The following is a 13,627-nucleotide window of genomic DNA, read 5'->3' as shown; positions in this document are numbered from 1 at the left end:
CGCCCGAGGAAATTACAGGCCCCCTGGGCAGGCCCCCTGGGAGGGTCTGCAACTCCCCGCTCGACCGGACATTCGACCTACTTCGCAGATGTGCCATATGCGGAAGTCGGGTCTGCTTCGTACGGCTCTCGCGATGGATCACCAACTATCGGACAAGAGGAAGCCTGATCCGGAACGACGCGCCGCCGTGATCCCGGTTTTCTGCCCATATCTGCCCATCGTGCGCCTCGATAATGGTGCGAGCGATGGACAGCCCCATGCCCATGCCTTCGGCCTTGCTGGTGAAGAACGGTTCGAAGATCTCGTTCAGTTTGTCTTCGGGAATTCCTGGACCGTTATCCGATACGGAGAGTTCGGCAAAGTTCTCGGCGCGCGAACTCTGAATGCTGATGATGCGGTTTTGGGTCGGCGTATCTCTCATCGCGTCGATCCCGTTCACGACAAGGTTCAGAATGACTTGTTGAAGTTGAATGCGGTCGCCCAGTATCGGAAGCGCGTCCGGTGTGAGCACACTAACCAGTTCGACTTTTCGTCCGATCGCCTGCATCGAAAGAAATTTGACAGTTTCCCGCGTGACATCGTTAAGATCGAGCTTTCTCAGCTCGGACGGTGACTTTTTCAGGAGACTTCGTAACCTTTGGATGACTTCAGCGGCGCGTTGGTCATCATTTATAATATCTCCCAATATTTCGCTCACTTCCGCGATGTCAGGCTTCGGCGATTTAAGGATGGTCTGTGCCGCCTCGGCATTCGCCAGGATAGACCCAAGCGGCTGGTTGATTTCGTGAGCGATTGAGGCGGACAGTTCGCCAGCGGTCGAGAAGCGGTTGACGTGGGCCAGTTCGACCATACGCTGCCGCGACTGCACTTCTGCCAACCGACGTCGACGATGCTCAAACAACAGGACAGAGATCAGCCCGGCTTGTAGGAGAAGAACTGCAAATGTGAACGCAATTTGCCAGGAATATCGCTCCCACGCCGTCGGCTCCCGAAGCAAGATTTCGCTCCCCGGTAGCAGGCGGCTCTCGCTGATGTTCCAGCGCTGAAGTTGTCGCCAATCGTATTTCGGCATTGAAAATTCGGTTGGGGGAACCTTGATGCCACCGGCTTTCTCTCCACCCAATATTCGGACGGCAACGGCAGCAGTCCGTCGGGCACCCTCGGCCGGTGAAAACATCGGGCCGCCAACAACCTCGCCGTTAAAGTAAGACTCGTCGAACGTAAAAATCGGAGCGTTGGCGACCTCACCGATGCGCTTCAAGGGCTCCTTGTCGCCATAGACGACACCTGCGCCGTCGACATTGAGCTGCTGAAAAAAGATTGCGCTGTGGGGAGGCAAACCCGCAACCGCCTTCAGGGTCTCCTCCAACGGCCGCTCGCCGAAAAAGAGCAATTCAACCTTTTTCTCCAGCAGCGGACCCAGCACCCGTTGCATCTCGCCAGCCCAAAATCGCTCGGGAGGTGAGTTTCCGTTGATCAGCGCGATGGTCTTCGTCTCCGGCAACAGCCGCAGAATGTTTTCGAACAGAGCGACTTGATTGAACCGAACCCCGACCATGGCGTCTTGCTCGGACAACAGGGACGAATCAACCCTGCGCGGCTCGACTGCCGCGAGCAGCATCGGCGTTGTCGGAAACAGGTCTGCCCTATATCGCTGGACGAAGCGAGCCGCGGGGGCAGCAAGGGCGATGATCAAATCGGGCGGTTGTTGAGCGTAGAGTGCCTTGAGATATTCAACAAATTTCGCCTCAGCGGCCTCGTCACCATTCCGAGCCGTGACGAGGGAATATTCTTGAACGTCCAGCGGCCAAGGCGACTGTCGGTTCAGTTCACTGCGTATGGCTGTGCCCCATGTGGCCCAGGACTGGAAGTGCTGGCCATACGAATACAGGACCACGATTCTTTTTGGCTGAGCGGCAGGCGCGCCAGACTGAGGCTGCGCGGCAGGCGCGCCAATTGAAATCAAGAGAATGACGGCGACGGTAGTCCAGATATTGATCAGCCGCTCCAACCTCAATGTGCATGATACGGTCATGCGGCCTCCATGGGGCCCGCCAGTCCGCCTGGAATTTTCCGCCACCCGGTAAGGACATCCAAGGTAGCTACCTCGGGGCTCCCATAGGAGCATCCCTCCCATGTCAGCCGCCAGACCGTTGTCCGTCGCCGTTCTACTCGCTCAGTGGTCATCGAAATGCCCCCATACGACCCGTGATCACCCAGAATAATGCACGGCGGGCTGACTTGGGCTAGGGTTCAACTTCCGCAATGGGTCAGGCAGTGAAGTCCATTCACTTTTCGGAATGTCTGGTTCCGTGAGGATTGCTGCCCTCGGTGTAGCGTCTCAGGTGTGCCGATTTTGTTCTCTAATGAGTCAAGGGGTAGCTCTCCGATCCTGAGCGGTTGTGCGAACCCAAAGGGTGTCTGCGTTCTCTACGTGCTCCAGGGCACTTGATGGGGTCAGCTGGGGTGGAGCGACTTGGTTGAAACCGCAGTCGGCCCTTGGCACAGGCCGCATGCGACAGAATCGGCGTCGTCATCCACACCCTCCCTTGGGCGGCGCTCCGCTCGGGAGCTCGTCTCGACCTTGTTTCTTCTGCTCCTCCTAGGCTGCCTGGAATGTGGTGCCATGCCGGAGCATAGCATGCATGATGATCGCCAGCCGGCGGGCCAATGCCACGCGGGCCTTCCTCATGGTCGAGCGTCGCGCAATTCCCAGCGCCCACTCCTTGAGGGCCAAGGCGCCGCGGTAGCGCGTCAGCATCACATTGGCGGCCTCATACAACAAGGTCCGCACTCGCCGGTCCCCACATTTGGAGATGCTGCCGACATAATCGATCTCGCCGGATTGGAAGCGCCGCGGCACCAGACCGAGATAGGCTCCCACATCGCGCGAGCGGCGGAAGCGCTCCGGCACGTCGATGGTGGCGACAAAGGCCAGCGCCGTCAGCTGGCCGACACCGGGAATGGTCATCAGCCGCTGGCAGGCTTGCGACGAGCGGGCCAGCAGGCGCATGTCGCGATCAATCGCCATAACCGCTTCCAGAACGGCCTTGCGGGCGGCAAGCAGGCCCTGCATGGCACCGGACAGGCCTGCGATCCCCTGGCTGGCTTGGATCACCTGTTCAGTAAAGCGCGGACTGAGCCCGCGGGGTAGCCGAACCCCGAACACGACAGCCAGGCCGCGGATCTGGTTCTCCAAGGTGACGCGCTGCCCGATCAGCTTCTTGCGGGCGATGATCAGGGCGCGCACCGCATGAGCCGGCAGCGATTTGACATGCACGGGCTTGAAGAAGCCGGTGCGGGCGAGATGAGCCAGACCGCGGGCATCGTTGCGGTCGGTCTTGTGCGTGGCGAGCGACTTCAGCGCCTGGTAGGCCTGCCGGCTCTCGATGCAGATCACCGGCAGCCCAAGCGCGGCCAGGCCATGGAAGAGCATCGGGGCCATACGACCGGTCTCGAGCACGATCTTCGCGCACGTGGGCGCCGTCTCCAGCACGGCGGCAATGGCCTCTGGGGTGCTGGAGGCCATTGCCTCCAGAACAACACCTCCGTCCCGCTCGACCACACAGATGTGGGTCTCATTCATCGAGACATCTAAACCAGCGTAGTAGTCCATGGCTGCTCTCCTGTGCACGTGGCCAGCCGATGTTACCGGCATCCAGGGAGAGCCGCCCCATTACCCAATGTTGATAAAGTCCGCAACCGCTGATTTTTGCGAAGTCAGTATACAGGATATTGAGCCCGATTGAGCACGCTACACAAGTAATAGATCGGCGAAGCAGCGCCCGGGAGTTTTTCAACAAAATCTGCCAATTGGAGACATTCTCACTATCTAAATTTGGGACAGATCAATCTGGAATATCCGCCCCAAGACTCGCCGATCGTCCTTCCAACCTTGTCGGCCATTTAGTACCCGCATCAGGATGCGGGCGTCGACGTCTCGCCTTTCTCGGCCCGGGCTGGCTGGTAGGGCCTGATCGAGAAGGTCTGCATCCGCACGAGCGCGGCACTCAGACGAGCGGCCTCCTCGTAGCGGGTCTCGTCATGCGGCGGCTGATCTACGCGGGCGCTGGCGAGCGCCTCCGCGGACTGCCTGGCAGAGGCTCCGCGCCTTGGAAAATCGTCAAAGCTTGAGGCGCATTTCCTTGGCCCGCTCAAAGCCAAGCTCCTCATAGAGCTTCTCGCCGGCATCGGACGAATGAAGCACGGCAATCGTACATCCAAGCGCCTTGAGATGGGCGAGTGCGGCCTCCATCAGGTGGCGGGCAACTCCCTTCCTTCGGAAGTCAGGTTCGACGTAGACGCTCCAGACATAGCCCATGAGGCGATGGGCAGGCATGACCACCTCCGGATAGGGCGCCAAGTGCAACTGACATGCGACCGACCCGGCGATCCTGCCGTCGCTCCTGGCGAGGAAGGCCTTGAGGCCACGCTGCCGGCGCCCGTCCTCGATGAAGGCAGCGATCCTTGATGTCGCATCGGGCTCGATGTGGTCCGGAGGAGTGCCGTAGCTGTCCCACAAAGCGAGGTAGTGCCTGACGAGTGTGGCATCGTCGTTTGGAGTTGCTTCGATGATCTCCACCTGTTCCTCCGCCGTTCACAGGGATCGTCGCCGTACCTAAAGCCACAGGCCCTCGAAGCAAGAGACGTGCGTGCTCTTCACGGAGAGCCCGATCATGGAAAAGGCGTCATCCAACGTTCGACAGTGGTTCGGAAACCGCCGTTCATCGACGTTTCGCAACGTCTGATGTCCCTCTTCCAAGCGGACGTTCGACCTACTTCGCAAGTGTGCCACAAGCGGCCCTTCGATGCTGGACAGCTACGCTTCTGACATTGGCTAGATCCGTGCCCGCCGTGGGAGGGTTAGGGAAGGCTCGCTCCCTCAGCTCTCAAGGCGTAAACTGGTCAGGTGGCTACGAGCGTCTGCTCTGCGGCACAGCGGAGCAGACGCTGGCATGGCACCAGCATTGGGAGTTCGGCATGGAGCGCCGCTTGGCCGCGATCATGGTCGCCGACATCGTCGGCTACTCGTCCCTCATGGAAAATGCTGAGGAGCAGATTGCCGATGAAGTCGCACGCTGCCAGGAGCTGATCCGGGAGAAAGTATCCCCTCTCGGTGGAAGAGTCTTCAACACGGCAGGTGACTCGTGCTTGGCGGAGTTCGGCAGCGCCATCAATGCCCTGCGTGGCGCGACCGAAATCCGCAACGCGCTGGCCAGCAGCTCAGATAGCGATCCGCTGAAACTGCGGATCGGGCTTCATCTCGCCGACGTCGTTGTCCGGGGTGGCGATCTCATTGGGGACGGCGTGAACGTTGCAACCCGCATTCAACAGGAGGCGGAGCCCGACAGCATCTGCGTGAGCGGCGTGTTCTTCGACAACATCCGCCGCAACTCGCCCTTTATCTTCGAGGATCTGGGCACGCGATGCCTCAAGAACCTGTCCAAGCCGCTCCGCGTCTACCGGCTGCGGGAGGAAAGCGCCCGGCACAGACTACAAACCGCCCCGACCCGAACCCAGGCGATCAGGGAAAAGCGGCCCTGTTCTGTTGCGGTCCTGCCCCTCCGGGTCATGGGCGGAGATGAAGAGCAGCGGTTTCTCGCCGAGGGTCTGACGGATGAGTTAATCGTCGAACTCGCCCGCTTTCGCCGCCTGTTCGTCAGCTCACGCAGCGCGAGCTTTGCCATTGCCGACGCCAACCCGGATCCAGTCAAGGTCGGCAACACGCTGGGAGTTCGCTATGTGCTGGAGGGACAGGTCAGGAAGATCGGCGATCAGGTGAGGATCAATCTTACGCTCTCTGAAACGGACGGGGGCTCGGTGGTGTGGAGCGACAAGGTCGCTCGCCCGTTCGCCGAACTCCTGGATCTGCTCGACAGCACAGCGGCCAAGATCGCTGCGACCGTGTTCGGCCGGATGGAAGACGCCAGCATGATCACGGCCCGACGCAAGCAGCCTGAGAACATGTCCGCGTTCGAGTGCCTGCTGCGGGGGATTGATCATCACCGCCTTGGCGGGGTGTTGGAGGAGCATTCCCGAGAGGCGGTGGAATGGTTCACCAGAGCCATTGAGCTGGATCCGAACTACGCGGCGGCGTACGCTTGGCGGGTCTGTGCGGCATCCGACCTCCCGGAGTTCAGCTTTCCCGAAAGCGAACCTGACATTCGACGGGCGCTGGAACTGGACCCTTGTGATGCCGAAGCCAACCGGATTGCCTCGTTCTTCGAACTGCTCAAGAGCGACTTCGATCAGGCGGCAATGCTGATGCGGCGGGCGATGGAGCTGAACCCGTCCGATGCCTACATCAAGGCCCGTTGTGCGGCGGTCTCCACCTTCATGGGCGAAGGTGAGACCTCGTTGAGACTGCTCGATGAGGCAGAAGCCCTCGACCCGCTTCTTCCGGTGTGGTGCATTGAGGAGCGCGGCATCGCTTATTATGCACTGGGCCGGTACGAAGAAGCCCTAGAGGCTCTGAGCAAGCTCGTGTTCCAAACCTTCCGCTCGCGGCTGTATCGAGCGGCGGCGATGATGGCGCTCGGCCGGCCAGAGGATGCCAGCAAACTCGTCAAGGAAACGATAGCGAGCAAGCCGAACTTCACTGTGTCCCGGTTCCTGTTTCAGGAGCGCTACCGTGATCCGCTGCTGTGTCAGCAGTTGCGCCGCCGGCTGGAGGACGCGGGACTACCTCCCTGAACTCCAGTGTAACATCTTCTCCAACTCGCTTCGGCAGATCACGAACGTCCGGAGCCGATCACCGACAGCCCTTCAGCGCGACCATAAAAAGGTCTGCTGACCGGGACTTTGCAGAATTTCAGCGTACTTCAGGAACGTGCCACATCCTGACCTTCGGCATCGCGACTCAAGCGCGAGCGGGTCGGTTAGTACGAGTAGCCGCAAGCACTCTGGAACATTCCCAGGATCTGAAGAAGGAAGGCCTGCTCCCGTAGGCCCCAGGTGCTGAGATACAGGGCTTGGGTGCCGTAGGCGTCCGCCTCCAGCACTCCTGGGCATTGGACGTGCTCATGCGCGCGGCTCGTGAACTGCTGCGCATGCACCAGTTCGTGAACAAGATAGCTGCGTGTGAGAAGCGTGCCAGGATTTAGATCGTCAGCTAGGAGGATCTCTCGCGTGGCCGGAACGTAGACGGCAGCCACGGCCTCGCCGAGGGCAACCGGGAACACGAGCCCGTCCAGTCGCTCCTTGCTGGCCAGGCGCACGCAAGCCTCGGGGGCCGGAATGCCTGTCTCGTTCGTCACGAAGGCTCTTGCTTCGGCGATCCAATCGGCCTCAAGGCATCCGCCGGATCCGTCCGCGTGGGCTGGCGCAGAACCAAAGGCGGCCAACGGCAACGCGAGGACACAGGCGACCAGGGTGGTCACATGGGACGGGCCGTTATGGCCGCCTTGGTATTGAGCTTTCCTCATGGACCAATACTCCCGGGTGTGGTGCTTGCAGGAGTTGGGCTGACGGAGCGTTAGGGGAGCGTTAGGTGGGTGCCTTCCGGCGTTTCGCGTATCCTGAAGCGGTGCTAGACTGGTCCTGCTGCGACAGCGTCCGAGGCATCCATGACGGAACTCGAGATTGCATTGCTCGGCGGGCTTCGCCTGCGGCATCCCGACCGCGGACCCATCGAGCTTGCGGGGGAGAAGGGTTCCCAGCTTCTCGCGCGTCTGGCCTGCCCTCCCGGAACGAAGCACCGGCGCGTCACCCTCCAGGCGTTGCTGTGGCCGGACGCGGACCCGCCGCACGCCCAAGGCAACCTGCGCTTCGTCCTGCATCAGCTCAGGAAGCTCCTTGGCGGAAGCGAGGGGCCGCTCCGCAGCGACAGCCGATTAATCTGGCTCGACCCAGATCGCATGGCCGTTGATGTCGTGCGCTTCGAGGTTCTCGCGACTGAAGGGACGCTTGAGGCCCTCGCTACGGCCTGCGATCTGTACCGCGGCGATCTCTTGTCGGATGTCGGCGATCTCAGCCGCGAGTACGAGGACTGGCTGCTGCCCGAACGGGGACGCTTGCGCGATCTGGCCCGATCTGCCTTCTGGAACCTGTTCTCGCTCAGGCTGTGGCGTGGCGAGGTGACGGAGGCCAAGGCCTGTGCCCAGCGCTATCTCGGGATCGATCCCTATTGCGAGCGCATGCACGCGGCGCTGATGCGGCTACATTTGACCCAGGGCGAGCGTAGGCTTGCGGCCGGACACTATGGCGAGTTTCGTGCCCGCCTGGCACGGGATCTCCAGATCCAACCGGGCGCCGAGGTCGAGCAACTCGCCCGGGCCGTGAGTCAGATCGGTGGGCGCTCTGCCCCGGAGCCGTTCAATGCCGCCTGGGTTCTGGGCCGCAGCGATGTGTCCTCAGCGGGCAAGCCCCTCGTGGCCGTGCTGCCGTTCCGGGACCTCTCCGAGGACCAGACGCTGGTCAGCCTGCCAGCGGCCCTGACGGAGGACGTCATCGCCGATCTGGCGCGCTTCCGGCGGCTCGGTGTCCTGGCCCGACACACGTGCTTCGCACTCGGTCGCGATCCCGATCCTGAAGTCCGGCTGCGCCAGCTCGGCGCCCGCTACACGGTCGAGGGCAGTGTCAGGCGCACCGGCAACCGATTGAGTGTGACGGCTCGTCTTGTCGACAACACCTCACAGCGGCAACTCTGGGGCGAACACTACCAGGGTGACTGGGAGGAGCTGCCGTCGTTCCAGGAAGAGGCGGCTATGGCCATCGTGGCCACCATCCCAGTGCAGGTCGAGCAGGCGGAGCTGGAGCGGATACGCCACCGGGAGATCCATTCATTGAGCGCGTATGAGCACTGCCTGCGCGGCCGCGAGCACCAGCGCTCGATCGCCCACGCCTCGCATGCCAAAGCGCTCGAGCATTTCAGCCGCGCGCTGGAGCAGGATCCGACCTCGGCGGCCGCCCATTGCGGGCTCGCCGTGTGCTACGTCTCGACCGGCGGAATCACGCCTGGGGAAGAAGACCGCCGGCGGGAGCGGGCGATCAGCCATGCGCAGCAGGCGATTGCCCTCGATCCCCTGGATCCTCAGGGACATTGGCTGCTCGGCATGCTGCTCCAGATGCGGCGCGACTTCTCCGGAGCCCACTTTCACCTGGATCGGGCCATGACGCTCAGTCCTGGTGATGTCGAGACGCTCGGCTACACAGGGTTGGAATACGCCTATGCGGGTGAGCCCGAGCGCGGCATCGGGCAGGCCGAGCAAGCGATCCGGCTCAATCCTTACTTTCCGCCTGTATCCGCCGAGCAGATCGGCAAGGCCTGCTTCGTCGGCCGCCGGTACGAGGAGGCGCTGTTCTGGCTCAGGCAGACGCCGGACCGGATCACGACCAACCGCGGCTGGCTGGCCGCGGCAGCGGCCTATGCAGGACATTTGGACGAGGCGGCCATGCATGCCCGGCGGATGCGCGCCACGCTGCAACACCGTCTAGGCGAGGAGGAGCTGCGGGCAGTCGGCGGCCCGATTGGGTGGCTCCGGTTGCCGGCCCGGTTCCAGCACGCGGCCGACCTGGAGCACTACGAGCGCGGTTTGGCCATGGCCGGCCTCGAATAGGGATTTCGACGACGGGTCATGCGAGCCGACCCCGAGAGGGCCGAACCCTCCTGCCGGCATGGAAAACCATCCGTTCGTTGCTGTTTCAGGTGTATAATCGATGCTCTGACCCGGGATCCCGTCGGGTCTTCGGGTCGCACGGCGCAAGAGGATGCCATGCGGGCCAACGTCGAACTGATCCAGATGCTTTACGAGGCCTTCCGGAACGGGCGGATCGACACCATCCTGGAGCACTGCTCGGACACGATTGCTTGGGACTGCGTCGGCAACCCGGACTGGGTGCCATTGGCCGGAACCCGCAGCGGCAAGGAGGCTGTCCAGCGCTTCTTCGCGGAGCTCAACCGCGGCTACACGTTCGAAGAGTTCGCGCCGGAGCGCTTTCATGACGCGGGGGATCATGTGTTCTGCTTCGGCCACGAACGGGCGACCGCGGCCGCGACAGGACAGACCATCGACATCCGCTTCCTGCATGCCTTCCGGATCGACAGCGGCAAGGTGGCCGCGTTCACGCAGTTCTCGGATACGGCGGCAGTAGCCGTCGGGAGTGGAACCCTGCGGGTAGCCGGAGAGAAGAAGGCGGCCTAGCACGACGCACCGATACATCGACCTCCGTGGTGATTGGGGATAACCGACATTGGGAGACAGTGTCATGATCAACGCTCTCGCATTGATTGCCGTCGGCCTGACGGCAAGCCTGCTCGCAACGGCCGCCTCGGCCCAGGCGACACTGAACAGCGTGAAGCAGAAAGGGGTTCTGACCTGCGGCTCGAACCGGGGCGCCCCCGGTTTCGGCGCGCCGGATGCGCAGGGCAATTGGTCAGGTCTCGACGTCGATCTCTGTCGCGCCATCGCGGCCGCAATCTTCGACGACCCGGCCAAGGTGCAGTTCGTCCCCCTCTCCGCCCAGGACCGCTTCACGGCACTCACGTCCGGCCAGGTTGATGTCCTTGCCCGCAACTCAACAGTTACCATGTCGCGAGACACCCAGCTCGGCCTCGAGTTCCCGGCGATCAACTACTTCGATGGCCAGGGCTTCATGGTCCGCAAGACACTTGGACTTGCCTCGGCCAAGGAGTTGAATGGCAAGTCGGTCTGCACCGACCAGGGCACCACGACCGAGCTCAACCTCGCCGACTACTTCCGGGCCAACAACCTGACGTATCAGCCGGTGAGCTTCGCCAACGCGACGGAGGCGAAGAAGGCCTACGAGGCCGGCCGCTGCGAGGCTATGACGACCGACGTCTCGGGCCTTTATGCCGCGCGGCTGACCCTCCCCAACCCGGACGATCACGTCATCCTGCCGGACGTCATCTCCAAGGAGCCGCTTGGGCCGGCGGTGCGCCAGGGCGATAACCAATGGGCCGACATCGTGCGCTGGACCTTCAACGCCATGCTCGATGCCGAGGAGCTCGGTGTCACCAAGGCCAATGTCGAACAGATGAAGGCCTCCGAGAACCCGGAGATCAAGCGCCTGCTCGGTACCGAGGGCAGGTTCGGTGAGGCCATCGGTCTGAGCAACGACTGGGCCGTGCGCATCATCAGGCACGTGGGCAACTACGGCGAGAGCTTCGAACGCAACGTCGGCGAGGGATCCCCGCTCAAGATCAAGCGCGGCCAGAACGCCCTGTGGACCAAGGGTGGCCTGCAATACGGCATTCCGGTCCGCTAGCGGGCCGACGGCTCCGGAGCGCGGGATGCGGCAGGACGCTGGGTCTCGTGCTACCCTTGGGCCAAGGATTGTCGCAGGAGCCTTCCGAATGGCGAGCACCCGGACCGAACGGCGGCTGGCCGCGATCCTGGCGGCCGACGTGGTCGGCTACTCCCGCCTGGTCGAGCAGGATGAGGAAGGCACGCTCGCGGCCCTGAGGGACATCCGCCACGCTGTGGTCGACCCACTGCTGGCCGAGCATCGCGGCCGGATCGTCAAGCTGATGGGCGACGGGCTACTGGCGGAGTTCGGCTCTGTGGTCGACGCGGTTGCCTGTGCCCTTGCGATCCAGGCCGAAACGCCAGCCCGCCAGGACGACACCCTGCCGGAGCGCCGGATCATGTTTCGGATCGGGATCAATCTCGGCGACGTGGTGCTCGAGGGCGAGGACCTCCTGGGCAACGGTGTGAACATTGCCGCGCGGCTGGAGCAGCTCTGCGAGCCAGGTGGGGTGATGGTCTCGGGAACCGCCTACGATCACCTGAAGGGCAAGCTCAATGTGCCCTTCGATTTTGCCGGACAGAAGCGCGTCAAGAACATCTCGCAACCCGTACGCACCTACACCCTGAGAATGGCGGGCGTCCAACGGAGCTGGTCGTGGCGCACCCGGCTCGTCCGCCGTTGGCATCTGGCAGCCACTCTTGCGGCGGTGTTGCTCGTCATGGGGCTCGGCCTCTGGTGGTGGTCTCAAAGGGTCGAGCCCACCATCGGCAAGCCCTCGATCGCCGTGCTGCCGTTCGACAATCTCGGCGGCGACGATGCGACAGGCCGTCTGGCGGCTGGAGTGACCGAAGACATCATCACGGATCTGTCCCGCTACCGAGACCTGGACGTCATGGCGCGCAACGCCACCGCGGCCTACGCCGGCAAGGCGGTCGACATCCAGGCGGTCGGCAAGGCGTTGAAGGTCCGCTACGTGCTGGAAGGCTCGATCCAGCGGCGCGGCGAACAGGTTCGCGTGACGGCGCAATTGATCGAAGCCGATCGCGGCACACATCTGTGGTCCGAACGGTGGGACAGGCCTGCCACGGACGTCTTCGCGGTGCAGGCCGAGGTCGCCAAGCAGGTGGCGACCCGGCTGGCGGCCTCCGGCGGGGCGATCCCGGAGGCCGAACGGGCGGCCAGCCGGCGCGCGCGACCGGAGGACCTGAAGGCCTACGACCTCTACCGGCTGGGCCAGGAAGCGATGGGCCGCTTCACCAAGGAGAGTACCGAGGAGGCTCTCCACTGGCTCGAGCAGGCGGTGGACAAGGATCCGAAACTCGCCCGCGCCTGGGTCGCACTGGCCGCCGCCCACGACGCGACGATGCATTATGGCGCGGATGCCGACACCGCGCGGGCGGCCGCGATGCCGGCGATCCGGCGTGGCCTCGAACTCGATCCCCAGGATGCTGCCGCCCATGCAACGTTTGGCCATATCCTCGGGATGGCCGGCGACCTGCCCCGGGCAGAAGCCGAGTTCGAGACGGCGCTGCGGCTGAACCCGAGCGATGCCGGCATCCTGACGAACTATGCCGGGTGGGCGAGCACCTTCGGTGATCCCGAGCGTGGTGCCCAAGCCGCGGATCGAGCCATGCGCCTCAACCCGAACTACTCGGTTTCGGCTGCGGGGTTCTACCGGCTGGCCTACCTGATGGCCGGCCGCTACGAGGATGCCCTGCGTCTCGTGGAACGTGAGGACCCTCAGACCCGCACGCGCGGCGGTTGGGTGCAGCGAGCCGTGATCTATGCGGCGCTCGGCCGTCAGGAGGAAGCGAGGGCAGCGGTCCTCGAAACGCTCAAGCGCCATCCCGACCTCACGATCGAGAGCTTTGCCCTGAACAGCCCCGGCTACAGCGACGCCGAGCGGCAGCGGCTGGTCGAGGGGATGCAGTCCGCCGGCTTCCCGCCTTGCGCCAAGCCTGAGCAGTTGCAGGCCATGGCGGCGCCAGTCCACCGCCTCCCGGAATGTCAGACGGTCTTTCCACAGTAGGCCGGGCGGCTTCACGGTGTGGGCGGCGACTTCGGGTCTCCTCGTCTGCTCCGCATCAACACACGGCCTGGAGCAGGCAGCGGCCGCCGTCTATAAGGACAAGTTCCCGGCGGAGGAACCCTCGAGCATCGATAAATCAGGATGGCTGCTGATGCCCGATCAAGCACGTCTTGCCAAAATGCGCGCCTCTTCCGGAGAGGAGCGTGACATGCAACGCATTCCTCCCGTCCTCGCCTGCAGCACAGCTTTCGACAGCAAATACGAAGGTCCGATCGTCGCCACATCACGGACCTTCGGCGTACTTCCGCCTCGTGCCAAGAGCCGACATCCACATCGATTGCGTCCAAACCTTCTGCTACCGCTGCGTCGTACGTGAGTAGGCAGTTTTCC

The 13,627-nt window shown here is 63.1% G+C and carries 10 protein-coding genes; 5 read left to right on the top strand and 5 right to left on the bottom strand.

Translation table 11 applies throughout. The annotated features are described in order from the left end of the window. Positions 1–145: 145 nt before the first annotated feature. The 4 genes from BB934_RS41300 to BB934_RS41290 all read right to left on the bottom strand — a co-directional run bounded on the left by BB934_RS41300 (position 146) and on the right by BB934_RS41290 (position 4,582). The gene (locus tag BB934_RS41300) at positions 146–2,035 is read right to left on the bottom strand and encodes a sensor histidine kinase (protein WP_099515386.1); all 1,890 of its coding nucleotides are present in this window, start codon (positions 2,033–2,035) and stop codon (positions 146–148) included. Between the two features lie 567 nt (positions 2,036–2,602). Then, entirely contained in the window at positions 2,603–3,616 is a 1,014-nt protein-coding gene (locus tag BB934_RS41295; RefSeq protein ID WP_099515385.1) for an IS110 family RNA-guided transposase, read from the bottom strand. A gap of 302 nt (positions 3,617–3,918) precedes the next feature. Further along, positions 3,919–4,158, bottom strand: a complete 240-nt coding sequence (locus tag BB934_RS48060) for a hypothetical protein (protein WP_157934645.1) — start codon at positions 4,156–4,158, stop codon at positions 3,919–3,921. Beyond that, positions 4,124–4,582, bottom strand: coding sequence for a GNAT family N-acetyltransferase (locus tag BB934_RS41290; protein ID WP_099515384.1), 459 nt, complete (start codon positions 4,580–4,582; stop codon positions 4,124–4,126). The genes BB934_RS48060 and BB934_RS41290 overlap by 35 nt, the downstream gene beginning before the upstream one ends. A gap of 398 nt (positions 4,583–4,980) precedes the next feature. Here BB934_RS41290 and BB934_RS41285 point away from each other — a divergent pair, with 398 nt between their 5' ends. After that, positions 4,981–6,693 carry an adenylate/guanylate cyclase domain-containing protein gene (locus BB934_RS41285; protein WP_099515383.1) on the top strand — a complete coding sequence of 571 codons (1,713 nt, stop codon included), beginning with the start codon at positions 4,981–4,983 and terminating at the stop codon, positions 6,691–6,693. Between the two features lie 185 nt (positions 6,694–6,878). Here BB934_RS41285 and BB934_RS41280 read toward each other — a convergent pair whose 3' ends face one another. Next, positions 6,879–7,424, bottom strand: coding sequence for a DUF6647 family protein (locus BB934_RS41280; RefSeq protein WP_099515382.1), 546 nt, complete (start codon positions 7,422–7,424; stop codon positions 6,879–6,881). Positions 7,425–7,565: 141 nt separating this feature from the next. On the opposite strand from BB934_RS41280, the gene BB934_RS41275 reads away from it, so the two are divergent. The 4 genes from BB934_RS41275 to BB934_RS41260 all read left to right on the top strand — a co-directional run bounded on the left by BB934_RS41275 (position 7,566) and on the right by BB934_RS41260 (position 13,237). Further along, positions 7,566–9,557, top strand: a complete 1,992-nt coding sequence (locus BB934_RS41275) for a BTAD domain-containing putative transcriptional regulator (RefSeq protein ID WP_099515381.1) — start codon at positions 7,566–7,568, stop codon at positions 9,555–9,557. A 156-nt stretch (positions 9,558–9,713) separates the two neighbouring features. Next, positions 9,714–10,142 (top strand): nuclear transport factor 2 family protein, encoded by a 429-nt coding sequence (locus BB934_RS41270; RefSeq protein WP_157934644.1) that lies wholly within the window; start codon positions 9,714–9,716, stop codon positions 10,140–10,142. Between the two features lie 64 nt (positions 10,143–10,206). Then, positions 10,207–11,226: an amino acid ABC transporter substrate-binding protein gene (locus BB934_RS41265; protein ID WP_099515379.1), complete on the top strand. Its 1,020-nt coding sequence runs from the start codon at positions 10,207–10,209 to the stop codon at positions 11,224–11,226. Between the two features lie 88 nt (positions 11,227–11,314). After that, complete coding sequence (locus BB934_RS41260) at positions 11,315–13,237, top strand: adenylate/guanylate cyclase domain-containing protein (RefSeq protein WP_099515378.1); 1,923 nt, start codon at positions 11,315–11,317, stop codon at positions 13,235–13,237. The last annotated feature ends 390 nt before the right edge of the window (positions 13,238–13,627 follow it).

The sequence above is a fragment of the Microvirga ossetica genome (assembly GCF_002741015.1).
In the GTDB taxonomy this organism is placed as follows: Bacteria; Pseudomonadota; Alphaproteobacteria; order Rhizobiales; family Beijerinckiaceae; genus Microvirga; species Microvirga ossetica.
This window is presented reverse-complemented; position numbering and strand designations above follow the sequence as displayed.

Coding starts and splice junctions, on each gene's coding strand:
- BB934_RS41275 (WP_099515381.1), top strand. CDS start 7,566: ATGACGGAACTCGAGATTGCATTGCTCGGCGGGCTTCGCCTGCGGCAT.
- BB934_RS41285 (WP_099515383.1), top strand. CDS start 4,981: ATGGAGCGCCGCTTGGCCGCGATCATGGTCGCCGACATCGTCGGCTAC.
- BB934_RS41265 (WP_099515379.1), top strand. CDS start 10,207: ATGATCAACGCTCTCGCATTGATTGCCGTCGGCCTGACGGCAAGCCTG.
- BB934_RS41280 (WP_099515382.1), bottom strand. CDS start 7,424: ATGAGGAAAGCTCAATACCAAGGCGGCCATAACGGCCCGTCCCATGTG.
- BB934_RS41260 (WP_099515378.1), top strand. CDS start 11,315: ATGGCGAGCACCCGGACCGAACGGCGGCTGGCCGCGATCCTGGCGGCC.
- BB934_RS41300 (WP_099515386.1), bottom strand. CDS start 2,035: ATGACCGTATCATGCACATTGAGGTTGGAGCGGCTGATCAATATCTGG.
- BB934_RS41270 (WP_157934644.1), top strand. CDS start 9,714: ATGCGGGCCAACGTCGAACTGATCCAGATGCTTTACGAGGCCTTCCGG.
- BB934_RS41295 (WP_099515385.1), bottom strand. CDS start 3,616: ATGGACTACTACGCTGGTTTAGATGTCTCGATGAATGAGACCCACATC.